Source organism: Micromonospora peucetia (assembly GCF_900091625.1).
GTDB classification, from domain to species: Bacteria; Actinomycetota; Actinomycetes; order Mycobacteriales; family Micromonosporaceae; genus Micromonospora; species Micromonospora peucetia.
Map to the genome: position 1 here is coordinate 832,803 of NZ_FMIC01000002.1, position 24,440 is coordinate 857,242.

The window sequence follows — 24,440 nt, forward strand, 5'->3', positions numbered from 1 at the left end:
CCGGTACGGGCGCCGACGGCCCGGCGGTCGCATGGACGGGGCAGCTCGACAGGGGGTGCACGAGGTGACCGCGACCCGCTGGCTGGCCGAGTACGCCTGGCTGCCCGAGCGCGCCGAGCCGACCCCCGACGTGCTGATCGAGACGGCCGACGGGCGGATCACGGGCGTCACGCCGCTGGCCGGCGACGATGCGCCGGCCGCCGGGGTCGAGGTCATGGCCGACGCCGTACGGCTGCCGGGGCTGACCCTGCCCGGGCTCGCCAACGCCCACTCGCACGCGTTCCACCGGGCGCTGCGCGGGCGCACCCACGGCGGGCGCGGCGACTTCTGGACCTGGCGCGACCGGATGTACGCGGTGGCCACCCGCCTCGACCCGGACTCGTACCTGGCCCTGGCCCGGGCGGTCTACGCCGAGATGGCGCTGGCCGGGATCACCTGCGTGGGCGAGTTCCACTACCTGCACCACAACCCGGACGGCACCCCGTACGCCGACCCGAACGCGATGGGCGAGGCGCTGGTCGAGGCCGCCGCACACGCCGGGATCCGGATCACCCTGCTGGACACCTGCTACCTCACCGCCACGGTCGACGGGCAGCCGCTCGCCGGGCCGCAGCGGCGCTTCGGCGACGGCGACGCGCTGCGCTGGGCGCAACGGGCCGACGCGTTCACGCCCACCGACGACCACGCCCGGGTGGGTGCGGCGATCCACTCGGTGCGGGCGGTGCCCGCCGGGCAACTCGCCACCGTGGTCGGGTGGGCGGACCGGCGCGGCGCACCCCTGCACGTGCACCTCTCCGAGCAACCCGCCGAGAACGACGCCTGCCGGGCCGCGTACGGCCGCACCCCGGCCCGGCTGCTCGCCGACCACGGGGCGCTCGGCCCGGGCACCACCGCCGTGCACGCCACCCACCTGACCGGGAGTGACCTCACACTGCTCGGGGACAGCCGCACCGGCGTCTGCCTCTGCCCGACCACGGAGCGGGACCTGGCCGACGGGATCGGCCCGGCCCGGCGGATGGCCGATGTCGGCCTGCCGCTCAGCCTGGGCAGCGACAGCCACGCCGTGATCGACCTCTTCGAGGAGGCCCGCGCGGTGGAGCTGGACGAGCGGCTGCGCACCCGCCGGCGCGGCCACTTCAGCCCCGCCGCGCTGCGCGACGCGGCCACCGTGGACGGTCATGCCGCGCTGGGCTGGCGCGACGCCGGGCGGCTCGCCGTGGGAGCCCGCGCCGACCTGGTGACGGTACGGCTGGACAGCCCGCGCACGGCCGGCGTACCGCCGGTGGGGGTGTGGTTCGCGGCGGGCGCCGCGGACGTCACGCATGTCGTGGTGGACGGCCGGACGGTGGTGCGCGACGGCCGGCACCTGACAGTCGACGTACCGGCCGAGCTCGCGTCGGCCATCGCGGAGGTGAACCGGTGAGCACGAGGAGTGAGCCGGTCCTGCGAGCCCCGCAGTCGCGAACGAAAGGCGGCACCGTGAGCAGTCTGCTGGTGGACAACGTCGGCGAGCTGGTGACCAACGACGTGGGGGGCGAGGGCGGGCCGCTGGGCATCCGGCGCGACGCCGCCCTCCTGGTCGAACAGGGGCGGGTGGCCTGGATCGGACCGGCCCGCGACGCGCCGGCCGCCGACCGGCGCATCGACGCCGGGGGCGGCGCCGTGCTCCCCGGCTTCGTGGACAGCCACGCCCACCTGGTCTTCGCCGGGGACCGGGCCGCCGAGTTCGCCGCCCGGATGGCCGGGCAGCCGTACACCGGCGGCGGCATCCGGACGACGGTCGGCGCGACCCGGGCGGCCTCCGACGACGAACTGCGGGCCACCGTGCGCCGGCTGCGCGGCGAGGCGATGCGGCAGGGCACCACCACCATGGAGATCAAGAGTGGGTACGGCCTCACCGTCGCCGACGAGGCCCGCTCGCTGGCGATCGCCGCCGAGGTCAGCGAGGAGACCACCTTCCTCGGCGCCCACGTGGTCCCCGCCGAGTACGCCGACCGCCCCGACGACTACGTGGGGCTGGTCTGCGGGCCGATGCTGGCCGCCGCCGCCCCGCACGCGCGCTGGATCGACGTCTTCTGCGAGCGGGGCGCGTTCGACGTCGACCACGCCCGCGCGATCCTCGCCTGCGGAAAGGCCGTCGGGCTGGGCGTACGGGTGCACGCCAACCAGCTCGGCCCCGGGCCGGGCGTGCGGCTCGGCGTCGAGCTGGGCGCGGCGAGCGTCGACCACTGCACCCACCTGACCGACGCCGACGTCGACGCGCTGGCCTCGACCCGGGTCGGCTGCATGTGCCACGTCGGTGGACACACCGCCACGGTGGCGACCCTGCTGCCCGGCGCCGAGTTCTCCACCCGCTCGCCCTACCCGGACGCCCGCCGGCTGCTCGACGCCGGAGTCACCGTGGCGCTGGCGACGGACTGCAACCCCGGTTCGTCGTACACCTCGTCGATGTCGTTCTGCGTCGCGCTCGCCGTACGCGAGATGCGGATGACCCCGGCGGAGGCCGTCTGGGCCGCGACCGCCGGCGGCGCGCGGGCACTGCGACGCGACGACGTCGGGGTGCTCAACCTCGGGGCCCGGGCCGACCTGATGGTCCTCGACGCCCCGTCCCACCTGCACCTGGCCTACCGGCCGGGTGTACCACTGATCCGCCAGGTTCTGCGCAACGGAGTGCCGCAATGTCAACAGTGACCATCCAGCCCACCGGGATCCTCCCCGCCGACCTGCTCGCCGTGGCGCGCGGCACCGCCAAGGTCGTCCTCGACCCCGCCACCGTGGACGCGATGGCCGTCAGCCGGTCCATCGTGGACGGCATCGAGGCCGCCGGCCGCCCGGTCTACGGCGTCTCCACCGGGTTCGGGGCGCTGGCGAACACCTTCGTCGCGCCCGAGCGACGGGCCGAACTCCAACACGCGCTGATCCGCTCGCACGCCGCCGGGGTGGGCGCGCCCATGCCCCGCGAGGTGGTCCGGGCGATGATGCTGCTGCGGGTCCGCTCGCTGGCGCTCGGCCACTCCGGGGTCCGGCCGCTGGTCGCCGAGGGGCTGGTCGACCTGCTCAACCACGACGTGACGCCGTGGGTGCCGGAGCACGGCTCGCTGGGTGCCTCCGGCGACCTGGCGCCGCTGGCACACTGCGCGCTGGTGCTGCTCGGCGAGGGCTGGGTCCTCGGCCCGGCCGGCGAACGCCAGGACGCCGCCGACGCGCTGCGCCGGGCCGGGCTGGCGCCGGTCGAGCTGGCAGCCAAGGAGGGGCTGGCGCTGATCAACGGCACCGACGGCATGCTCGGCATGCTGCTGCTGGCGATCCACGACGCCGCGCACCTGTTCACGATGGCCGATGTCACCGCCGCCCTCGCCATCGAGGCGATGCTCGGCTCGGAGCGACCCTTCCTGCCGGAGCTGCACGCCATCCGGCCGCACCCCGGGCAGTCGGCCTCGGCGGCGAACATCCACCGGCTGCTCCAGAACTCCCGGGTGATGGACTCGCACCGGGACGACCTGGCGCACGCCGTGCAGGACGCCTACTCGATGCGGTGCGCCCCTCAGGTCGCCGGGGCGGCCCGCGACACCCTGGACTTCGTCCGCACCGTGGCCGACCGGGAGCTGGTCTCGGTGGTGGACAACCCGGTGGTGCTGCCCGACGGCCGGGTCGAGTCGACCGGGAACTTCCACGGCGCACCACTCGGCTTCGCCGCGGACTTCCTGGCCATCGCCGCCGCCGAGGTGGGTGCGATCTCCGAGCGCCGGGTGGACCGGCTGCTCGACGTCACCCGGTCCCGGGAGCTGCCCGCGTTCCTCTCCCCCGACGCCGGGGTCAACTCCGGGCTGATGATCGCCCAGTACACGGCGGCCGGGATCGTCGCGGAGAACCGCCGGCTCGCCGCGCCCGCGTCGGTGGACTCGCTGCCCACCAGCGGTATGCAGGAGGACCACGTCTCGATGGGCTGGGCGGCGGCCAAGAAGCTGCGCACCGTGCTGGACAACCTGACCAGCCTGCTCGCGGTGGAACTGCTCGCCGCCGTACGCGGGCTCCAGCTGCGCGCCCCGCTCGACCCGTCGCCGGCCGGCCGGGCAGCCGTCGCGGCGCTCGGCGAAATCGCCGGGGAACCCGGACCGGACGTCTTCCTGGCCCCGCTGATGGAGGCCGCCCGGGCCGTACTGGCCGGGCCCGAGCTGCGTGCCGCCATCGAGCGCGAGATCGGGGCGCTCGACTGACGGCGGCCCGGGGCCACCGGGCCGGTCAGCTCGCGGGCGGCAGCACCTTGGCGACCAGCTTGGCCAGCTCCCGCAGCGCCTTGCCCCGGTGGCTGACCGCGTCCTTCTCCTGCGGCGTCAGCTCGGCGTTGGTGCGGTCCTGCCCGTCGCCGAGGAAGATCGGGTCGTAGCCGAACCCGCCGTCGCCGCGCGGCGACCGCAGCAGCCGGCCGGTCTGCCGGCCGTCGACCAGGTGCTCCTTGCCGCCGGGCAGCACCAGGGCCACCGTGCAGACGAACGACGCGGCCCGGTGTGCGTCGGGGAGGTCCGCGATCTGGTCCAGCACCAGCTGGAAGTTGGCCTGGTCGTTGCCGTGCCCGCCGGCCCAGCGGGCGCTGAACACGCCGGGCATGCCGTTGAGTGCCTCGACGGCGAGCCCGGAGTCGTCGGCGATCGTCGGCAGGCCGGTGCGTCGGCAACCCTCCCGCGCCTTGATCAGCGCGTTCTCGCCGAAGGTCAGGCCGCTCTCGGGCAGCTCCGGGTATTCCTCGACCTCGTCCAGCCCGACCAGGGCGACGCGGTGCGCGCCGAGCGCGCCGTCGAGGATCCGCTGGAGCTCGACGAGCTTCTTGCGGTTACGGGTGGCGAGCAGCACCTTGTTCATGAGAAGAGCGCCTTTCGCTGGGCTTCGGCCAGTTCCACGCAGCCGGCGACGGCCAGGTCGAGCAGGGCGTCGAGCTGGTCGCGGGCGAACACGCCAGCCTCACCGGTGCCCTGCACCTCGACGAACTCGCCGGCCCCGGTGCACACCACGTTCATGTCGACCTCGGCGGCCACGTCCTCGGGGTAGTCGAGGTCCAGCCGGGGCTCGCCGTCGATGATCCCCACGCTGATCGCGGCCACCGAGCGGTGCATCACCTTCTCCGGCTTGCCGACCAGCGACTTGCGCCCGGCCAGCCAGGTCACCGCGTCGTGCAGCGCCACATAGGCACCGGTGATGGCTGCGGTGCGGGTGCCGCCGTCGGCCTGGAGCACGTCGCAGTCGAGCACGATCGAGTTCTCGCCGAGGGCCTTCAGGTCGATGGACGCCCGCAGGCTCCGGCCGATCAGCCGGGAGATCTCGTGGGTACGCCCGCCGACCCGCCCCTTCACGCTCTCCCGGTCGGAGCGGGTGTTGGTGGCCCTCGGCAGCATCGCGTACTCGGCGGTGACCCAGCCGAGCCCGGAGCCCTTGCGCCAGCGGGGCACCCCCTCGGTCACGCTGGCGGTGCAGAGCACCCGCGTGCCGCCGAACTCCACGAGCACCGAACCCTCCGGATGGGTGCTCCAGCCCCGGGTCAAAGTCACCGGTCGCAGTTCGTCGGGTCGCCGCCCGTCAGGTCGTGCCATCCCTGCACCCTATGCGGTGCCCCGATCGGTGCGCCCCGGGGTGTCCCGACCGGGCGTCGGCCGCTCAGACCTCGTAGCTGGCGCCGGGCCGGACCACCTCGAGCGGCCCGTCGAACGCGGCGCCGGCCGACTCCACGGTGTGCGCCTCGCTGCCCCAGGCGGCCACCAGGTGGGTGAGCAGCAGCCGGCCCACCCCCGCCTTGGTCGCTGCCTCGCCGGCTTCCCGTCCGGTCAGGTGCAGGTCCGGCGGGTTGTCCACGCCGTCGAGATAGCTCGCCTCGCAGAGGAACGTGTCGGCGTCCTGGGCCAGCCGGAGCAGCGCCTCGCAGGGCGCGGTGTCCGAGGAGTAGCAGAGCACCCGGCCGTCGTGCTCCAGCCGGACGCCGTACGTCTCGACGGGGTGGTTCACCCGGTCGACGGTGACCGTGAACGGGCCGATCGGGAAACTGCCCGGCTCAAGAGCGTAGAACTGGTAGACGTCCTCGACCGTGCTGTTCTCCTGCCCGTATGCGGCGGCCAGCCGGTCGGGCGCACCGGCCGGGGCGTAGACGGGCAGCGGCGGGTGGGGACCGTCCGGGGCGTAGCGGCGGACCACCACGTACGACACGGCGTCGAGAATGTGGTCGCAGTGCAGGTGGGTGAGGATGATGGCGTCCGGGGCGTACAGCCCCGCGTAACGCTGGAGGTTGGACAGCGCCCCGGGGCCGAAGTCGACCAGCAGCCGGAAGCCGTCCGCCTCGACGAGGTAGGCCGAGCAGGGGGACTCGGGACCGGGGAAACTGCCGGCGCAGCCCAGGACGGTCAGTCGCATCGAGTCGTCCCACTATCGCGCTGCGTAGTTTCCGTGCCGACGGTCGCTCTGTGGATGATCTCTACCGACGCGTACGCCACGCAGGGCAGCCTACGCTCGCGCGCGCGGCGACAAGAGTCATCCACTGGAAGTTGTCACCAACGTGACACCCGCCGCGCCGGCCGGCCGGGACGGGTGACGAGACGGCGCCCGCCGGTAGCGCTGCGTGAGTGGCCGACCGGGCCGGAGGGCCGGGACGCGCGGCCGGGACGCCGACGTGTGTCGGTGACCCGGCCGATCGACGTCAGGCCCAGAGCTGGCCCTCCAGGGCCTCCTCCGCGTCGGCGAGGGTGCCGCCGTACGCCCCGGTGGACAGGTATTTCCAGCCGCCGTCGCAGACCACGAAGGCCACGTCGGCCCGCTGGCCGGCACGGACCGCCTCGTGCGCCACCGCCAGCGCGGCGTGCAGGATCGCGCCCGTGGAGAAGCCGGCGAAGATGCCCTCCACCTCCATCAGCTGGCGGGTCCGCAGCACCGCGTCCCGGGTGCCGACGGAGAAGCGCCGGGACAGCACCGTCGCGTCGTAGAGCTCCGGGACGTATCCCTCGTCGATGTTACGCAGCCCGTAGACCAGCTCGCCGTAGCGCGGCTCGGCCGCGACGACCTGGATGCCGTCGACCTTCTCGCGCAGGTAGCGCCCGGTGCCCATCAGCGTCCCGGTGGTGCCGAGGCCCGCCACGAAGTGCGTGATCGTGGGCAGGTCGTGCAGCAGCTCCGGACCGGTGGTCTCGTAGTGCGCCCGGGCGTTCGCCTCGTTGCCGTACTGGAAGAGCATGACCCAGTCGGGGTGCTCGGCCGAGATCTGCTTGGCCGAGGCCACCGCCTGGTTGGAGCCGCCCGCCGCAGGCGAGAAGATGATCTCCGCACCGTACATCCGGAGCAGCTGCACCCGCTCGGTCGAGACGTTCTCCGGCATCACGCAGACCAGCCGGTAGCCACGCAGCTTGGCCACCATGGCCAGCGAGATGCCGGTGTTGCCGCTGGTCGGTTCGAGGATGGTGTCGCCCGGCCGGAGCCGGCCCGACTCCTCGGCCGCGCGGACCATGAACAGGGCAGCCCGGTCCTTGATGCTGCCGGTCGGGTTCCGATCCTCCAGCTTCGCCCAGAGCCGCACCGGCGGCGCCCCGTCGGGCACTGTCGGGGAGAGCCGGGGCAGCCCGACCAGCGGCGTTCCACCGGAGGCGTCGAGAAGACTGTCGTACCGCGCCATGGTGACCGCCGCCGTCAGCGGGCGGCGACGGCCGACCGCGCGGCGGTCGCGGCGCCGTGCTGGGCGGTCGCGGCGGCTGCCGCGCTGTGCTGGGCGAACGCGGCGGCTGCCGCGAAGCCGAACGCGCCACCGGCGACGGCCGGCAGGATGGTCACGCTGTCGCCGTCGTTGAGCTTGGCGTCCAGCGCGCCGAGGAAGCGGACGTCCTCGTCGTTGACGTAGACGTTGACGAAGCGGTGCAGCGCACCGGCGTCGGTGACCAGCCGGGCCTTCAGGCCGGCGTGCCGGGAGTCCAGGTCGGTGAGCAGGTCGCCCAGCGTGTCGCCGGCGCCCTCGACGACCTTCGCGCCGCCGGTGTAGCTGCGCAGGATGGTGGGGATGCGAATCTCGATGGCCATGGTGTCGTGCTCCTTGATGATGATCGGGCGTGCCGGAAGGTGACGGGACGTGGACGGGTGTGGCGGCGCTGGATCAGCGGCCGGAACACTCGTAGTCGACCGTCGCCGGGCTCTGCCCGAACATGTAGGACTGCACGGCGTGCGGGTCCACCCCCGCGTCCAGGATCCGGACCGGCTCCTCGGCCACCACGCCGTCGACGATCCGGAAGGAGCGGATCTCCTCCGCGTCGGAATCGCGGGTGGAGACCAGCAGGTAGTGCGCGCCGGGCTCACCGGCGAAGGAGATGTCCGTCCGGGACGGGTAGGCCTCCGTGGCGGTGTGCGAGTGGTAGATGACGACGGGCTCCTCGTCCCGGTCGTCCATCTCTCGCCACACCCGCAGCTGCTCCATCGAGTCGAACTCGTAGAACGTCATGGAACGGGCGGCGTTGTCCATCGGGATGTGCCGGGTGGGGGTGTCGCTGCCGGCGGGACCGGCGACCACGCCGCACGCCTCGTCGGGGTGGTCCCGACGAGCATGGGCGACGATCGCGTCAACGATCGACCGGTCGATACTCAGCACGTGTACCAGCCTAACGCGTACCGGGCGCGACTTTTAGGTGGCGACGGTCACGCCTAGTCGATCAAGGCGTTGAGCAGCGATTCCTGGAGATAGCCGAGGTACGCGTAGACCGACAGTTGGAACACCCGGCTGGAGGCCGGATCCTCCGCCACCGCGTCGTCGAGCTCCTCGCCGAGATCGGTGCCGTCCTTGATCTCCAGCCGGACGCCCATCGCCAGCCGGGCGTCGTTGAGCGCCCGCAGCCACGCCTCGGCCGCCTCCGCGTCGAGACGCACCTCGCCGCCGGACTCGTCGGGCAGCGAGGCGAGGATCGCGCCCGCCTGATCGATCTTGGCGGTCTTGAGGTCGCCCTCCGTGTAGCGGCGGAACTCGGCGGTGTCGGCCGGGTCCTCCGGGTAGACCTCGGGGAAGAGCCGGCCCACCACCGGGTCGGTGTGGTCGAAGCCGTCGGTGAGCAGCCCGACCACCTCGGATGCCACCTTCCGCAGCACCCGAACCTCGTCGACGGCGAAGGTGGCGACGTAGCGGTCGCCCTGGCGGCGGAACATGCTCACGACCGGTCCACCGTCGCCCACAGCCCGTACGCGTGCAACTGCGACGCGTCGTGCTCCATCCGTTCCCGGGCGCCGCTGGAGACCACGGCACGACCCTTGTGGTGCACATCGAGCATGAGCTGTTCCGCCTTCTCCCGGCTGTAGCCGAAGAGCTTCTGAAAGACCCAGGTCACGTACGCCATGAGGTTGACCGGGTCGTCCCACACGATCGTCACCCACGGCCGGTCGGACTCCGGCACCTCATCGGTGTCCGGAGTCTCGACAGGTGCAACCTGCGGAGCCGCCATGCCCCCCATCGTGCCACCGGATTCGGCGAACCGAGGAACCGGAGCGCCGGCCCGGCGTGGATCACCGCGTTCGGCCTGGTCAGGGGCATCGGCGGCAATGAGCGGCGACCTCGGCGCGGTGCCGACGCCGCGAGCGACCGGATCGCCGTCAGGCAAGCAGCATGCCGTGGTCGACAGCATCGGAGAGCACCCCGTCCAGCGAGAGGCGGACCACCTCGAAGCGCCGGGACACCTCCCGGGAAAGCTCCAGTTCGACCTCGCGCAGCGCACGCTGCGCCCAGGCCCGGGCGGCGTTGGGATCGTGGTTGCCGGGGCTGCGCCAGTGTTGCCAGCAGGCACCCGAGAGGGCCACCGCCACCGGTGGGAGCACCTCGACGCGCTCCATGCCCGGGTAGCTCGCCAGGGCGTCGGTCGCGCCGGCACCGGTCAGCCCCGCCACGCCCCCGGTGCTGGTGACCAGCAGGACGCGGTCCAGCTCGTGCTCGCCCTGGTGGTCCGCCAGGCCCCAGCGCACCGGGTCCTGGAGGCGCCGGTGGACGCCGGCCGGCAGCGGCGCGCCGAAGACCCGGCCGGCGGCCTCCTCGACGAGCCCGCGCACCGCCTCGTCGCACTGGGCGGTGGCCAGCAGCGACAGTGCCTCCATCTCCCGGTCGAGCAGCTGCGGCAGACCTGCGCAGCCGACCCCGAAGACGATCTCCTGCACCACGCGGAGGTGGATGTTCGCCAACTCCAGGGCGAGGTGCTGGCGGATTCGCCGGGAGGAGGACCGGGCCCGCCGGTCGAGCTGCTCCGACCAGTCGCCCGGGTCGGCCACCACCGGCACCCGGCCGTACGAGCCGGGCAGCACCGGCGGTTCGGCGCTCGCCCGCCGCAGCCCTTCGTCGGCGGCCCAGCCGACCAGGGCCCGACGCAGGTCCGCCGCCCCGTCGTCCGCGGCGTCGAGCGGGAACCAGCGGGCGTCGGCGAGCCCGGGGACGGCGGCCAGCAGGGCCGCCCGGTGCGCCTCGACGGTGACCGTGACCGGATCCACCGGCGCGGGCGCGGACCCGACGGACGCCCCCGTGCCCTCCGTCGTCACCGCGCCCTCCGGCACCGGGGCCCAGCCGCCCGCGCCCGGGGTGACCGCAAAGACGACCTCGACGCCGGCGCGGGCCAGCTCGGCGAGCAGGTGAAGCTCGACAGCGGTGAAGGCCTGGTCGGCGGCGATCACGAAGAGCACCGCACCGGCCCGGCCGACCCCGTCGCGAAGCAGTTGGCCGCCGGCGACACCGAGGGCGCCGGTGTCCGGTGTGTCGACGAGGCTGAAGTGCCGCAGCAGCGGCTCGGGCAGGCTCAGCTCGACCCGGCGCGGCGGACGTGCGAGTGCCGGCCCGGCAGCCAGCCGGTCGGCGCCGTACGAGTGGGGCTGGCGGTAGCCGGGCACGTAGGCGGCCCGCGTCGGCACCCGGGAGTGACGCACCACGAGCCAACTGCCGACCGGCGCGGCGAGCATGGCCGGATCGAGCTGGAGCAGGCGGGCGAGCACCTCGGACCGACCCGCGCCGGCCGGACCGACGCCGATCACGGCCAGCGGCTCCTCCGGCCGGGGCACGGTCACTCCCAGCTCGGCGGGCAGCCAGCCCCGGCGGGGCAGCGGCGCGGCTGCGGCCATGTCGTCGGGCACGTCGACGGCAGGGAGACGACCAGGCTTCATCGAAAGCGGCCTCCCGTTGCAGGCGACCGGCAGCGGCCGGCCGCAGGGAATCGTCCGGGTCGCACCCCCGGCTGCCGGAAGAGTACGGGCGGCGAGGGGTCCACACGGAACATTTCGAATACTCACGGGTTACCAGGAGACTACTCAACTTCGGTGCGTGACGATGTGCACGCGGACGGATTCCGATCGATATGCTGCTCCGATGAGTCGGTGGGGTTTCGTCGGCCGAACGGATGAGCTCGACCGTCTGCTGTCGGCGGTGACCGGCGCGGAGGGACGGGGCATCTTCTTCAGCGGCAGCGCGGGCATCGGCAAGAGCCGCCTGCTGCGCGAGGGGGTGGCGGCCCTCCCCCGCGGCGGGTACGCCGTCTGGTCGATCGCGGCCAGCGCCACCACCGCCGCGCTCCCCTTCGGCGGTCTCGTCCAGGTGCTCCCGACCGAGCAGCCGCAGGGCCTGTCGCCCGCCGGCATTTTGCGCTGGGCGGTGGACGTTCTGCAACAGCAGGCGGCCGGCCGCCGGATCGTGCTCGCGGTCGACGACGCACACCTGCTCGACCCGCCGTCGGCGGCGCTGGTGCACCTGGTCGCCCGGGCCGACAACGCCACGGTCATCGGCACGTCGCGCGACGGCGAGCAGCTCCCGCTGCCGATCCGGGCCCTGTGGACCGACGGCCTGGTCGACCACGTCGAGCTGAAGCCGCTGCCGCCGGCCGAGACCACCCGGCTGCTCTCCGAGATCCTGAAAGGGCCGGTCGACGCCACCTCCGCCGACCGGCTCGGCCGGCTCTCAGAGGGCAACCCGCTGCTGCTGCGCGAGCTGGTGTTCGCCGCCGACCGCGGCGAGCTGACCCGCACGTACGGGATCTGGAAGTGGACCGGTCGGCTGGAGCTGGCACCCGACCTGACGGACCTGATCGACATCCGGATCGGGCAGCTCACCCAGGGCGTGCGCGGGGTGGTGGAGCTGGTCGCCTTCGGCGAGCCGCTCGGCCTGCACCTGCTCAGCCAGGCCGCCGACCCGGTGGACGTGGAGACCGCGGAGGAGCGCGGGCTGATCGCGGTGGAACACGACGACCGACGGGCGAACGTGCGGCTGGCCCACCCGCTCTACGGCGAGGTGATGCGTCGCCGCTGCCCGGTCAGCCGGACGCGCCGGTTGCAGGCCCGCCTCGCCGAGCTGTTGGAGCTGGTCGGCAAGCGACGCCGCGACGACCTGCTCCGGGTGGCCGTCTGGCGGCTCGACTCGGGCACCGCGCAGGATCCGGCCCTGCTGCTCGACGCGGCCGGGCAGGCGTTCGCGCGGTACGACGTACCGCTGGCGACCCGGCTGGCCCGCGCGGCGCTCGACGCGGGCGGCGGCTTCGACGCGACGGAGCTGCTGGCCACCATCCTGATGTTCGCCGACCGGCCGGACGAGGCGATCGAGGTGCTCGACGCGGTCTCCGTCGACGTCGAGGGCGACCGGCGGCTGAGCCGCTGGCTGACGGTACGGGGCATGGTCAGCTACTGGGGGCTCAGCCGGGAGTCCACGGTGGAGGAGATCGCCGCGCGCCGGTCGATCCTGACGGACTCCGCCGACCAGGCGAGGGTGCTGGCCTTCGAGGGCATCATGCGGCTGCACCGGATGGACACCGGCATCGCGCTGCGGCTCGGGCAGACCGTGCTGGACCGGCCGGCCGCGAGCGTCGCCGCCCGGGAGTTGGCCCGCAGCACGATCGCCCACCTGCAGGCGGCGCAGGGACAGTTGCACCGCAGTGCCACCGCGATCAACCAGGTGCAGGCCGAGGCGGGCCGGTGGCGGACGGACATGCCGTACCTGCAACTTGCCCTGGAGCTGGCCCGGGGCACCCGGCTGGCGCTCGCCGGCGACCTGGCCGGCATCGACGCGATCGTGGCCGACGAGTTCGCCGACCTGGCCGGGGCCGGGGACTTCCGGCTCGGCACCGGCTACCTGGCCATCCTCCAGGCGTACGCGGCCCGGCTGCGCGGCCAGAGTGACGTGGCGCTGCGGACCAGCCTCGGCGCCTGCGCGGTGCTCGCCACCAGCCGGGTCTACGCGGGACTGGCCCAGGCCGAACGGGCCCAGGCGGCGGCGCTGCGCGGCGATGCCGCGCAGGCGACGGAGGCGATCGCGGAGGCCGACCGCACCCACGCCCCGGGCATGATCGTGCTGTACCCGTGGCTGGAACAGGCCAGGGGCGCGGTGCTCGCCGCCGGGGGCGACCTGGCCGGCGCCGTCAAGCACCTCACCGGGCTGGCCGACCGGGTCCGCGCGGACGGCTTCGCCGGCCACGAGGTGCACGTGCTGCACGACCTGGTCCGGCTGGACCAGGCGACCGCGCCTCTCGGCCCGACCTGCTCCGACGGCAGCCGGCGCACCGTCGCGCAGCGGCTCGCCGAGCTCTCCGAACGGGTCGACGGGATGCTGCCGCCGCTGTTCGCCCGGCACGCCCGGGCCGCCGCGGGCGGCTCCGCCGACGAGTTGCTGGCGGTCGCCGACGGCTTCGACGCGCTGGACCTGGTCGTCTACGCGGCGGAGGCGACCGCCACCGCCCGGGAACTGCTACGCCGGCGGCGGTCCCCGGCGGCGGCCACGGCCTGTGAACGCCTCGCCGCCCTGCTCGGCCGCTGCGACCTGATCCACACCCCGGCGTTGCGGGCCGTATCGCCGACGCTGACCGAACGCGAGTGGCAGGTGGCCAGGCTCGCCGCCGACGGGGTGACCAGCCGGGTCATCGCCGAGCGGCTCTACCTCTCCGCCCGCACCGTCGAGAACCATCTCCAGCGGATCTACGGCAAGCTCGGCGTCGCCGGCCGGTCCGAGCTGCGGGCCGCCCTGCCGACGATCCCGGGCCACGGCGGCGACGGAACCGGGTGAACTCTAGGCTGGGGCGGTGAGCACCCTTCGCCCCGCGCTGCTGACCGACCACTACGAGCTGACCATGGTCAGTGCCGCCCTGCGCGACGGCACCGCGAACCGCCCCTGCGTCTTCGAGGTGTTCAGCCGTCGGCTGCCCGCCGGTCGCCGTTACGGCGTGGTCGCCGGCACCGGCCGGCTGATCGAGCTGATCCGCGACTTCCGTTTCGGCGCCGACGAGGTGGACTTCCTGCGGCGTACCGGGGTGGTCGACGAGCCGGCCGCCGCCTGGCTGCGCGACTACCGCTTCACCGGCGACATCGAGGGCTACGCCGAGGGCGAGCTGTTCTTCCCCAACTCGCCGATCCTCACCGTCTCCGGTGGCTTCGCCGAGTGCGTGGTGCTGGAGACCCTCGTGCTGTCGGTGCTCAACCACGACAGTGCGGTCGCCGCCGCCGCCGCGCGGATGGTCACCGCGGCCCGTGGCCGGACCCTCATCGAGATGGGCTCCCGGCGCGCGCACGAGGAGGCGGCGGTGGCCGCGGCGCGGGCCGCGTACCTGGCCGGATTCCGGTTCACCTCGAACCTCGCCGCCGGGCTGCGCTACGGCATCCCGACCGCCGGCACGGCCGCGCACGCGTTCACCCTGCTGCACCAGGACGAACGGGCGGCGTTCGCCTCGCAGGTCGCCACGCTGGGCAAGGACACCACGCTGCTGGTCGACACGTACGACATCAGCCAGGGCATCCGCAACGCGATCGCGGTGGCCGGGCCCGATCTGCGGGCGGTGCGGATCGACTCCGGCGACCTGGCGGTGATCGCCCAGCAGTCCCGTGAGCTGCTCGACTCGCTGGGCGCCACCGAAACCAAGATCATCGTCTCCGGTGACCTCGACGAGCACGCCATCGCCTCGCTCGCCGCCGAACCGGTCGACATGTACGGCGCGGGCACCGCCGTCGTCACCGGTTCCGGCGCGCCCACCGCCGGACTGGTCTACAAGCTCGTCGAGGTCGAGGGCCGCCCGGTGGTCAAGCGCTCCGAGCACAAGGCCACCATCGGCGGTCGCAAGGTGGCCGTACGCCGGCACAAGCCGACCGGTACCGCCACCGAGGAGATCGTCGTACCGCAGGGCGTGCCCGACTCCCGGCCCAACGACCGGCTGCTCCAGCACTCGTTCCTGGCCGGTGGCGAGCCGGTCGACCGACCGACGCTGGACGAGTCGCGGGAACACCTGCGACAGTGCCTGATCTCCATCCCCTGGGAGGGGCTGAAGCTCTCCGGCGGCGACCCGGCCATCCCGGTCACGGTCGTCCCGGCCGACTGAAAGGAACGCCAGGTGGGCAACGCGCTGATCGTCGTGGACGTGCAGAAGGACTTCTGCGAGGGCGGTTCGCTGGCCGTCGACGGCGGGGCCGGCGTGGCGGCCGGGATCACCCGGCTGCTCGCCGCCGAGCCGGACCGCTGGGACCACGTGGTCGCGACGAAGGACTACCACGTCGACCCGGGCGCCCACTTCGGCGACCCGCCGGACTTCGTGGACTCCTGGCCGCGGCACTGCGTGGTGGGCACCCCGGGCTCGGAGTTCCACCCCGATCTGGGCACCGACCGGATCGAGGCGATCTTCCACAAGGGCGAGTACGCGGCCGCGTACTCCGGCTTCGAGGGGCACGCCGCCGACGGCGAGTGTCTGGCCGACTGGCTGCGCCGGCACGGCGTGGACCGGGTCGACGTGGTCGGCATCGCCACCGACCACTGCGTACGGGCCACCGCCCTGGACGCCGCCCGGGAGGGCTTCGCCACCACCGTGCTGCTGGACCTGACCGCCGGGGTCGCCCCGGACACCACCGACGTGGCGCTGCGCGCCTTCGAGGGCGCCGGGGTCACCATGCGCGGGGAGCCTGTGATCAAGGCCGCATGAGGCGGTAATTCGTTGGCGGGTGTCGTACCTCCGGCCGAGGAGGTCGGGCGGAAGTATGCACCGATATGAACATTAAGCCTTACCGGGAGGCGCTCGCCCTGCCCGGCCTCCGGTCGTTGCTGCTGGTGTCGGTGCTCGCCCGCGTCCCGCTCACCGCGACCGGGGTGACCCTGACGTTCTACGTCGTGCTCGACCTCGGGCGCGGCTACTGGGCGGCCGGGCTCGTCGGCGCGGCGATCACCGTGGGCGCCGCGATCGGCGGCCCGCTGCTCGGCCGCCTGATCGACCGGCACGGGCTGCGGCCGGTGCTCGTGCTCACCGGGATCGCCGAGGCGGCCTTCTGGTCCACCGCGCCGATGCTGCCGTACCCTGTGCTGCTGCCCGCCGCGTTCCTGGCCGGCTCGCTCGCCCTGCCGATCTTCTCGGTGGTCCGGCAGTCGGTCGCCGCGATGGTGCCGCCGGAGCGGCGCCGCCCCGCGTACGCGCTGGACTCGATGTCGGTGGAACTGTCGTTCATGGTCGGTCCCGCGCTGGCCGTGGCGGCGGTCACCGCGATCTCCGCCCGGACCACCCTCTACCTGGTCGGCGCCGGCATCGTCGCCGCCGGCATCACGTTCTGGCTGCTCAATCCGCCCACCCGGGGCGGCGGCGAGCCGACCGGGCCGCAGCCGAGGGTACCCCGCCGGTCGTGGCTCACCCCGCGCCTGCTCGCCGTGCTGGCGGTCAGCGCCGCCGGCACGCTGGTGCTCGGCGGCGCCGACGTGGCCGTGGTCGCCGTGCTCCGGGAGAGCGGCGACGTCGGGTGGACCGGTGCCGTCCTCGCCGTCTGGGCGGTCGCCTCGTTGGCCGGCGGCTTCGCGTACGGGGCGGTCAGCCGCTCATTCTCGCCGCTGGTCCTGATGGCCGGGCTCAGCCTCTGCACCATCCCGATCGGGCTGGGCGGGGAGCACTGGTGGTTGCTCTGCCTGGCCCTGATCCCCGCCGGGGCACTCTGCGCGCCGACCATCGCGGCCACCTCCGACGCGGTCAGCCGGCTGGTCCCCGCCTCCGTACGCGGCGAGGCGATGGGCCTGCACGGCTCGGCGGTCACGGTCGGCCTCGCGATCGGCGCGCCGCTCGCGGGGGCCGTGATCGACGCCTCCGCGCCGGTGTGGGGCTTCGCGGTCACCGGGGCGGTCGGCGCGCTGGTGGCGCTGGCCGTACTCCCGATCGAGCTGCGCCACCGCCGCACCACCACCCCCCTCGCAGCCCTAACCCCAACCACCGCCCCCTCCCTCCACCCCTCGGCCGCCGCCCCGCGTTGATCCTGGTGGAGCCAGTCCGCGCCGATCTTGCACTTTGCGCCCCGACAGTCCGGGCATTCCTCGCATTGCAGGGGCCGCAAGTGCAAGATCGCCGGAAGCGCCGTTGGCGAATGTGTAAGGCAGAGCCTTAGCGAGACAGGCCCCCCGCCGGGCGCTGGCCGGACTTGCCGGACGCTGGCCGGGCCGGGCCGGGCCGGGCGCCGGATGCCGGGGTGAGCGGGGAGGGGTGCATGATCGGGTGATCCTCAGCCGGTGTCCATGCGCCGTGTGATCCGGTTATCGGTCAACTGATCGAGAGGCGACGCTCAGACGGCGTGAGACGGCGAGAGGCGACGCTCAGACGGCGTGAGGCGGCGCTCAGACGGCGTGAGGCGGCGTGAGGCGGCGCTCAGGGCCGTGCTGAGGTGGCCGATCGCGAGGCCACACTGGGACGGGCCGCTGGGGCAGCGCAACGGCAGACGGGCGCCGCCCCGGGTGGGGTGGCGCCCGTCGTACGTGTTGCGCAGGCTCAGTGCCGGTCGATGTCGCTGGCGGTGTCCTCGCGGTAGCTGGCGCCGCCGTCGGCCTCGCTGGTCAGCAGCTTGGCGCCGCCCTCCGGTGGGCCGGCCAGGCTCTGGCCGCCGGCCGCCAGCTCGGGGAACTTGAGGTCGAACGCCGGCCGCTCGGAGCGGATCCGCGGCATCCGGTCGAAGTTGCGCAGCGGGGGCGGAGAGCTGGTCGCCCACTCCAGCGAGTTGCCGTAACCCCACGGGTCGTCGACCTCGACCACCGGGCCGGCCTTGTACGACTTCCAGCAGTTCCAGATGAACGGCAGGGTCGAGATGCCGGTGATGAACGCGCCGATCGTGGAGATCATGTTCAGCGTGGTGAAGCCGTCGCCGGGCAGGTAGTCGACGTACCGACGCGGCATGCCCTCGTTGCCCAGCCAGTGCTGCACCAGGAACGTGGTGTGGAAGCCGATCATGGTCAGCCAGAAGTGCACCTTGCCCAGCCGCTCGTCGAGCATCCGGCCGAACATCTTCGGGAACCAGAAGTAGATGCCGGCGAAGACGGCGAACACGATGGTGCCGAAGAGCACGTAGTGGAAGTGCGCCACCACGAAGTACGAGTCGTGCAGGTGGAAGTCGAGCGGCGGGCTGGCCAGCAGCACACCGGTCAGGCCACCGAAGAGGAAGGTGACCAGGAAGCCGATGGCGAACAGCATCGGCGTCTCGAAGCTGATCTGGCCGCGCCACATGGTGCCGATCCAGTTGAAGAACTTCATACCGGTCGGCACGGCGATCAGATAGCTCAGGAAGCTGAAGAACGGCAGCAGCACCTGGCCGGTGGAGAACATGTGGTGCGCCCAGACGCTCATCGACAGGCCGGCGATGGCGATGGTCGCGGCGACCAGGCCCTTGTAACCGAAGATCGGCTTCCGGGAGAAGACCGGGATGACCTCAGAGATGATGCCGAAGAACGGCAGCGCGATGATGTACACCTCGGGGTGGCCGAAGAACCAGAAGAGGTGCTGGTAGAGCATCGGCCCGCCGGTCGCCGGGTCGTAGACGTGGGCTCCCAGGAGGCGGTCGGCGGCCAGCGCCAGGAGCGCGGCGGCCAGCAGCGGGAAGACCAGGATCACCAGGAGGCTGGTGACCAGCATGTTCCAGGTGAAGATCGGCATCCGGAACATCGTCATGCCCGGCGCGCGCAGGGTCAGGATCGTGGTGATCAGGTTGACCGCACCGAGGATCGAGCCCAGACCGGAGATGACCAGGCCGATCACCCACAGGTTGGCACCGATGCCCGGGGAGTGCTCGACGCTGCTCAGCGGCGCGTAGGCGGTCCAGCCGAAGTCGGCGGCCCCACCCGGGGTGAGGAACCCGACCATCGTCATCGTGCCGCCGAGCAGGAACAGCCAGTAGGCGAAGCTGTTCAGCCGGGGGAACGACACGTCGGGGGCGCCGATCTGCAACGGCACCACGTAGTTCGCGAACGCGAACACGATCGGCGTCGCGAAGAACAGCAGCATGACCGTGCCGTGCATGGTGAACAGCTGGTTGTACTGCTCGGGCGACAGGAACTGCAGCCCGGGCCGGGCCAACTCGGCCCGCATGATCAGGGCCATCAGGCCACCGATCATGAAGAACACGAACGCGGTGACCATGTACATGATCCCGATCTGCTTCGCGTCCGTGGTTCGCAGCAGCCGCGCGATGGCCGACCCCTTGACCGGCTCTCGGACCGGCCAGGGCCGGGTCACGACCGGCTTGGGTGCGACGGTGGTCACGAGTGGCCTCCGGTTCTGGGTTGTCCCGCTCGGCACGCGCTGGTTATCGGCGGGCCGTCATCCGCAAGGAGGATAGTCCCCGCGAGGTGGCAACGCTGCGTGGGGTGGTCGGGTAGCCTGCGCCACCCGCTCCACCGCGCCCGGGCACGCGGCTGTCAGAGCGGGCCGAGCAGCAGCCGGTAGTGCTCGCCGAATATCCGGCCGCCGCGCCCGCGCAGCAGCGGGTCGCGCAGCGCCGGCGGCACGTCCCGGGTCCGGTTGCGGTCCCGGGTCCGGTCCCGCACCCATCGGGTACGCGGGCGACGACGACTCTCGTACGCCGAAAGCGCCGCCTCGACGTCGCCGCCCGCCGCGCGGAGGGACTCGGCGAGCACCACGGCGTCCTCCAACGCCATCGCCGCGCCCTGGGACAGGGTCGGCGCGGTGGCGTGGGCGGCGTCCCCGACGAGCAGCACCCGCCCCCGGGACCAGCGCCCCAGTTCCACCTCCTCGGTGGTCGCGACGTGCACCCGGTCCAGCGCCTCCAGCACGGCCGGCACCGGTCCTCCGTAGTGGCCGAAGAGTTCGCGCAGCCGGGCCCTCGGGTCGGCCGGCGCGACGGTGCCGGCCTCGTCGGCGTAGCAGTGCAGCCACCCGGCACCGATCGGTACGACGAGGAAGCCGGCGCGCTGGCCGAGCAGGGCGGTCCACTCCGCGACCGGGGGAGCGTCGCGCACCACGGCGCGGTAGACGATCTGGCCGGCGGGCCGGGGCGGGCCGCCGAGCGCGGCCAGTGCGCGGGTCGAGGAGCGCGGCCCGTCGGCGCCGATCACCAGGTCGTACTCGGTGGCGGTGCCGTCGACGAAGGTGACGCCGACGGAGTGCGGCAGCAGGTCGATGGTGCGCATCTCGGCGCCGTGCCGGACGGCGCCGCCGGCCCCGGTGAACAGCACCCGGTGCAGTTCCTCCCGGGGCAGTGCCCGGCACTCGCCGACCCCGGCCCAGAGCGCGTCGAGGTCCACCTCGCACAGCGGCGCTCCGGTCGCGTCGAGGAACCGCTGCCGGTGGATGACCTGCCCGAGCGGGCGGACGGGGCCGTCGAGGTCGAGCCGGCGCAGCGCCCGGGCCGCGTTGCCGGGCAGGTAGAGACCGGCCTCGGCATTCTCGCCCGGGGGCAGTCTCTCGGTGACGTCGGGCCGGAAGCCTGCCATCCGCAGTGCCCGGGCCACGGCCAGGCCGGCGATGCCCGCGCCGACGACGAGGATGCGCAGGGGAGAGCCACCCATGGTGGTGTACGCCTCCGGAGGGGGTTCGGCACGCGTTGGAGGCAAGACACTACTCGGCGCAATCGGCACACACCAGAGTCAACCGTCCCCGGCGAAACAATCCTCGGCGGCCTCGTCAGGCGCTTCGGTGGATCACCTGCCCACCGACCGGATCGTGCGTGACAAACCTCACTTACCTCCCTAATACCCCGACACCGTTGCGCAGTTGTTTCAGAGATGTAAATGTGTCGACTAGATGCGTGGGAGCGCTCCCGCGCTGGCTGGCCGATGACGTCCGGCGTCCCCTGCCGAAGCTGAGGAGCATCATGAAACGTCCACTCCGGGCCCTCGCGGCAGCCGCGCTGCTGGCCGCCGGCTCGATCGTCGCCGTCGCCCTCGGCGGCACCGCCAGCGCCGACACCCAGATCTGCGAGCAGTACGGCTCCACCACCATCCAGGGCCGCTACGTGGTGCAGAACAACCGCTGGGGCACCACCGCCCAGCAGTGCATCAACGTCACCGGCAGCGGCTTCGAGATCACCACCCAGAACGGCAGCAACCCCACCAACGGCGCCCCCACGGCGTACCCGTCGGTCTTCCTCGGCTGCCACTACACCAACTGCTCCCCCGGCACCAACCTGCCCATCCAGGTCAGCCAGATCAGCAGCGCCACCAGCAACATCGCCTACCGGTACGTCAGCGGCGCCACCTACAACGCCTCGTACGACATCTGGCTCGACCCTTCGCCGAAGCGGGACGGGGTGAACCAGATGGAGATCATGATCTGGCTCAACCGGCAGGGCCCGATCCAGCCCATCGGCTCCCCGGTCGGCACCGCCACCATCGACGGCCGGAGCTGGGAGGTCTGGCGGGGCAGCAACGGCGCCAACAACGTCATCTCGTACCTGGCCCCGTCGGCGATCAGCAGCGCGAACCTCAACCTGCTGGCGTTCATCGACGACACCCGCAACCGGGGCGCGATCACCAACTCCTGGTACCTGACCAGCGTCCAGGCCGGTTTCGAACCCTGGCAGGGCGGCGCCGGTCTCGCCGTGACCTCGTTCTCGGCCGCCGTCAACGGCGGCGGCAACCCGACCACCCCGCCACCCACCACCCCGCCACCGACGACTCCCCCGCCGACCACTCCCCCGCCCGGCGGCTCGGGTTGCGCGGTGAAGTACACGCCCAACTCGTGGGGCAACGGCTTCACCGCCGACGTGCAGATCACCAACACCGGCGCCAGCGCGATCAACGGGTGGACGCTGACCTACAGTCTGCCCGCCGGGCAGCAGGTGACGAGCGCGTGGAACGCCACGGTGAGCCAGAGCGGCTCGGCGGTGACCGCGCGGAACATCAGCTGGAACGGGTCGCTCGCACCGGGCGGCACGACCAGCTTCGGCTACCAGGGGACGCTGAGCGGGGCGTACTCGTCCCCGACGAGCTTCACCCTCAACGGGGTCGCCTGCTCGCGGGCCTGACGTTGTTGTCGTCCTGACCTGGCGCAGGGGCCGGCCGGCGGAGGATCTCCGCGCCGCGCTGTCGAGCTGATGTCGCAGACGACTCAGCTCGACAGCGCCGTACGACCCTTTCCACCCACGGGCCAGCTCAGCGACCACCACCGCCCCACGGAACGCGGGGCTACCCATTCAAGGGCGCATGACGAGGCACCAGTTCGAGTTCGGCTTCGCGTCGCTGTAGCGTGACCGAATGGTCGACTCGGCACCGCCGCAGGCAACGGATGCGACGGCGGACCCGGCGACCACGAACCGGCCGACCTCCACCGAGGGGACACCCGCGCGCACCGCCGTGCTCGTACCCGGCGGGCGCAACGGCCCGCACGCGCCGCTGCTGATGTTCTCAGCGGACGCGGCAGAAGCCCGCGGCGCCCAGATCCGACCGATCTCCTGGACCCGCCGGGAAGCTCCTGTCGAGCTGCCCCCGGGTGAGCGGGAGGCCTGGGTGGTTTCTCAGGTCGAACCCGTCCTCGACGACCTCGGCGGCGCGCAGTCCGGCAGTTCGCCCCTGTTGATCGGCAAGTCACTGGGTAGTCACGCCGCGGTGCTGGCGATGCGGCGAATGCTGCCGGCGGTCTGGCTCACTCCGCTGCTCACCGTCGAGCCGGTGGTGGCGGCGCTGCGCCAGGCGACCGCGCCATGCCTGCTCATCGGCGGTACCGCCGACCCGCTCTGGGACGGCCCGCTCGCACGTCAGCTCTCTCCGTACGTGCTGGAGATCCAGGGAGCCAACCACGGCATGTACGTGCCCGGGCCGCTGGCCCTCTCCGCTTCGGTGCTCGGCCAGGTCGCCACGGCCGTCGAGGAGTTCCTCGACGGCGTGGTCTGGCCCTAGGGAGGATCCTCACGTGGCGACCACGGCCGCCTGCCCAACCGAAGGTGCCGAGTAGATCCGGACGACTGCGCTATCTCTGCTGCCGGACGCGACGTCCGCCGGGCCACCCCGATGCCTGGCGGACGTCGCGCGTGCGAGGGCCGACCGGCTCAGACCCGGGTGAGTCGCACCGCGTCGGCGACGATCAGGCCGGCTGCGGAGCTCCACCGGCTGACCGCGACCCGGTTGGCGTCCCCGGCGGGCAGCGTGAAGGTGCCGAGGGTGCGCCACTGCCCGCCGGTCGCCCGCTGGTCGACGATGACCGTGCGGTTGCCGGTGGTGGTGGAGACGATGTACGGGGTGGCGGAGTTGTAGCCGGAGACCGCCGGCCACCAGGCGTCGACCCGGTAGTTGGCGGTCGCCGGGACGTTGAACTTGTACCAGGCGGCATCGCTGGCGGCGACGGGCTCGGCGAAGCGGTAGTCGGTCCCGTACCGCTGGGTCGAGTACGTCGAGGTACCCCAGCTCGCGCTGGCGGCGAACCGGCCGGCGGTGGAGTTGTCCACCACGGAACTCCAGGTGCCGCCGCCCCCGGCCATCTTCGCGGCGACGTCGGCGCGCATCGTGTTCAGGTCGATGAACGACGGGTCGATCTTGCCGCTGGTGCTCGTCTCGCGGTGGCCGCGGGCGTGGCTGGCGTCCCTGCCCAGCCGCTTGAGCACGGCGGCGGTGGCGGCGATCGACGCGTTGTACTGCGCCGCCGTCATCTCCTGGTTGACGCCGTTGTAGTCGATCTCCCAGCCGATCATCAGCGTGTTGCCGTCGCCGGCGGGGATCGGCCCGCTGCCCCGGCTGACGCCCGCGTGGTTGCAGCGGTTGGCGGAGATCACGTGGAAGACGCCGTGGTAGTCGACGAGGGCCTGGCAGAGCGGGCCGGGCAGGTCAGACCGGCCGTTGATGCAGATGTTGAGCGCCGGGTGCGGGTTGCTGGCGCTGGAGGTGGCGGCGGTGTGGTGCCAGAGCACGCCGATCGGGGCGAACGAGCTGCCTGCCGACCGGTTGAGCCAGTCGCCCTCGACGACGACCTGGACGCCCGCCGCCCGCAGCACGTCCACCAGCCAGGGGACGGTGGCCATCAGGACTCCCCGAGCAGGTCGGCGAGGCACTCGGCCTTCGGCGCGGCGAGCGGCGCGGCGCCGGCCGCGCCGGGCTTGGCGGCGACGGCCACCGCAGCGGCCACCAGGGCCGACATGCCCAGCACCCCGCGTCGGGGGAGGTGGGCGGGTCGTGACGCGTTCATGGCGCTCCTTCAGACCGGGACGGAGGGGTTCCGACTCATCGATGAACTGGTGACGGGCACGGTATATCGTCACGAGCATCT

22 protein-coding genes are annotated in these 24,440 nt (G+C 72.9%); 9 read left to right on the forward strand and 13 right to left on the reverse strand.

What is annotated here, in order from left to right; all coding sequences use genetic code 11:
- Window positions 1–31 precede the first annotated feature (31 nt).
- Genes GA0070608_RS03975 through hutH form a run of 3 tightly spaced genes read left to right on the forward strand, consistent with a single transcriptional unit; the run spans window position 32 to window position 4,217 of the window.
- A complete protein-coding gene (locus tag GA0070608_RS03975; RefSeq protein WP_091621825.1) occupies window positions 32–1,423 on the forward strand; it encodes a formimidoylglutamate deiminase in 1,392 nt (463 codons plus the stop codon).
- 56 nt (window positions 1,424–1,479) lie between these two features.
- Complete coding sequence (gene hutI, locus GA0070608_RS03980; RefSeq protein ID WP_091621828.1) at window positions 1,480–2,691, forward strand: imidazolonepropionase; 1,212 nt, start codon at window positions 1,480–1,482, stop codon at window positions 2,689–2,691.
- On the forward strand, window positions 2,679–4,217 hold the full coding sequence (gene hutH, locus GA0070608_RS03985) for a histidine ammonia-lyase (protein ID WP_091621832.1): 1,539 nt from the start codon (window positions 2,679–2,681) through the stop codon (window positions 4,215–4,217). Before hutI ends, hutH begins: the two co-directional genes overlap by 13 nt.
- 25 nt (window positions 4,218–4,242) lie before the next feature.
- Here hutH and rdgB read toward each other — a convergent pair whose 3' ends face one another.
- The 9 genes from rdgB to GA0070608_RS04030 form a co-directional block, all read right to left on the reverse strand.
- Complete coding sequence (rdgB, locus tag GA0070608_RS03990; RefSeq protein WP_091621836.1) at window positions 4,243–4,860, reverse strand: RdgB/HAM1 family non-canonical purine NTP pyrophosphatase; 618 nt, start codon at window positions 4,858–4,860, stop codon at window positions 4,243–4,245.
- Entirely contained in the window at window positions 4,857–5,585 is a 729-nt protein-coding gene (gene rph, locus GA0070608_RS03995; RefSeq protein WP_091621840.1) for a ribonuclease PH, read from the reverse strand. Before rph ends, rdgB begins: the two co-directional genes overlap by 4 nt.
- Window positions 5,586–5,649: 64 nt before the next feature.
- Complete coding sequence (locus tag GA0070608_RS04000; RefSeq protein WP_091621843.1) at window positions 5,650–6,396, reverse strand: MBL fold metallo-hydrolase; 747 nt, start codon at window positions 6,394–6,396, stop codon at window positions 5,650–5,652.
- A 283-nt stretch (window positions 6,397–6,679) separates the two neighbouring features.
- Window positions 6,680–7,645: a PLP-dependent cysteine synthase family protein gene (locus GA0070608_RS04005; protein ID WP_091621846.1), complete on the reverse strand. Its 966-nt coding sequence runs from the start codon at window positions 7,643–7,645 to the stop codon at window positions 6,680–6,682.
- 14 nt (window positions 7,646–7,659) lie between these two features.
- A complete protein-coding gene (locus tag GA0070608_RS04010; protein WP_091621851.1) occupies window positions 7,660–8,043 on the reverse strand; it encodes a MoaD family protein in 384 nt (127 codons plus the stop codon).
- Between the two features lie 73 nt (window positions 8,044–8,116).
- On the reverse strand, window positions 8,117–8,605 hold the full coding sequence (locus GA0070608_RS04015) for a M67 family metallopeptidase (protein ID WP_091621856.1): 489 nt from the start codon (window positions 8,603–8,605) through the stop codon (window positions 8,117–8,119).
- 53 nt (window positions 8,606–8,658) lie between these two features.
- Complete coding sequence (locus tag GA0070608_RS04020) at window positions 8,659–9,153, reverse strand: DUF2017 domain-containing protein (protein WP_176733932.1); 495 nt, start codon at window positions 9,151–9,153, stop codon at window positions 8,659–8,661.
- A 2-nt stretch (window positions 9,154–9,155) separates the two neighbouring features.
- Window positions 9,156–9,446, reverse strand: a complete 291-nt coding sequence (gene clpS / locus GA0070608_RS04025; protein ID WP_091621860.1) for an ATP-dependent Clp protease adapter ClpS — start codon at window positions 9,444–9,446, stop codon at window positions 9,156–9,158.
- Window positions 9,447–9,594: 148 nt separating this feature from the next.
- On the reverse strand, window positions 9,595–11,139 hold the full coding sequence (locus GA0070608_RS04030) for a hypothetical protein (protein ID WP_091621863.1): 1,545 nt from the start codon (window positions 11,137–11,139) through the stop codon (window positions 9,595–9,597).
- A 202-nt stretch (window positions 11,140–11,341) separates the two neighbouring features.
- Here GA0070608_RS04030 and GA0070608_RS04035 point away from each other — a divergent pair, with 202 nt between their 5' ends.
- From GA0070608_RS04035 to GA0070608_RS04050, 4 genes are all read left to right on the forward strand, one after another.
- Window positions 11,342–14,017 (forward strand): LuxR C-terminal-related transcriptional regulator, encoded by a 2,676-nt coding sequence (locus tag GA0070608_RS04035; protein ID WP_091621868.1) that lies wholly within the window; start codon window positions 11,342–11,344, stop codon window positions 14,015–14,017.
- Between the two features lie 16 nt (window positions 14,018–14,033).
- Window positions 14,034–15,320: a nicotinate phosphoribosyltransferase gene (locus tag GA0070608_RS04040; protein WP_091621871.1), complete on the forward strand. Its 1,287-nt coding sequence runs from the start codon at window positions 14,034–14,036 to the stop codon at window positions 15,318–15,320.
- Window positions 15,321–15,332: 12 nt separating this feature from the next.
- On the forward strand, window positions 15,333–15,914 hold the full coding sequence (locus GA0070608_RS04045; protein ID WP_091621874.1) for a nicotinamidase: 582 nt from the start codon (window positions 15,333–15,335) through the stop codon (window positions 15,912–15,914).
- 65 nt (window positions 15,915–15,979) lie between these two features.
- The gene (locus GA0070608_RS04050) at window positions 15,980–17,218 is read left to right on the forward strand and encodes an MFS transporter (RefSeq protein WP_091621877.1); all 1,239 of its coding nucleotides are present in this window, start codon (window positions 15,980–15,982) and stop codon (window positions 17,216–17,218) included.
- Between the two features lie 508 nt (window positions 17,219–17,726).
- On the opposite strand, the gene ctaD is transcribed toward GA0070608_RS04050, so the two are convergent.
- Together ctaD and GA0070608_RS04060 are read right to left on the reverse strand one after the other, a co-directional pair.
- Window positions 17,727–19,487 (reverse strand): aa3-type cytochrome oxidase subunit I, encoded by a 1,761-nt coding sequence (gene ctaD / locus GA0070608_RS04055; protein ID WP_091621882.1) that lies wholly within the window; start codon window positions 19,485–19,487, stop codon window positions 17,727–17,729.
- A gap of 155 nt (window positions 19,488–19,642) precedes the next feature.
- Window positions 19,643–20,752 carry an FAD-dependent monooxygenase gene (locus tag GA0070608_RS04060; RefSeq protein ID WP_091621886.1) on the reverse strand — a complete coding sequence of 370 codons (1,110 nt, stop codon included), beginning with the start codon at window positions 20,750–20,752 and terminating at the stop codon, window positions 19,643–19,645.
- A gap of 305 nt (window positions 20,753–21,057) precedes the next feature.
- Between GA0070608_RS04060 and GA0070608_RS04065 the strand changes: the two genes are divergently transcribed.
- Window positions 21,058–22,209 carry a glycoside hydrolase family 12 protein gene (locus tag GA0070608_RS04065; protein WP_091621890.1) on the forward strand — a complete coding sequence of 384 codons (1,152 nt, stop codon included), beginning with the start codon at window positions 21,058–21,060 and terminating at the stop codon, window positions 22,207–22,209.
- A gap of 229 nt (window positions 22,210–22,438) precedes the next feature.
- Window positions 22,439–23,080, forward strand: a complete 642-nt coding sequence (locus tag GA0070608_RS04070; protein ID WP_323135696.1) for an alpha/beta fold hydrolase — start codon at window positions 22,439–22,441, stop codon at window positions 23,078–23,080.
- A gap of 149 nt (window positions 23,081–23,229) precedes the next feature.
- Here GA0070608_RS04070 and GA0070608_RS04075 read toward each other — a convergent pair whose 3' ends face one another.
- A complete protein-coding gene (locus GA0070608_RS04075; protein ID WP_091621893.1) occupies window positions 23,230–24,195 on the reverse strand; it encodes a golvesin C-terminal-like domain-containing protein in 966 nt (321 codons plus the stop codon).
- The gene (locus GA0070608_RS32500) at window positions 24,195–24,359 is read right to left on the reverse strand and encodes a hypothetical protein (protein ID WP_176733639.1); all 165 of its coding nucleotides are present in this window, start codon (window positions 24,357–24,359) and stop codon (window positions 24,195–24,197) included. The genes GA0070608_RS04075 and GA0070608_RS32500 overlap by 1 nt, the downstream gene beginning before the upstream one ends.
- Window positions 24,360–24,440: the final 81 nt, after the last annotated feature.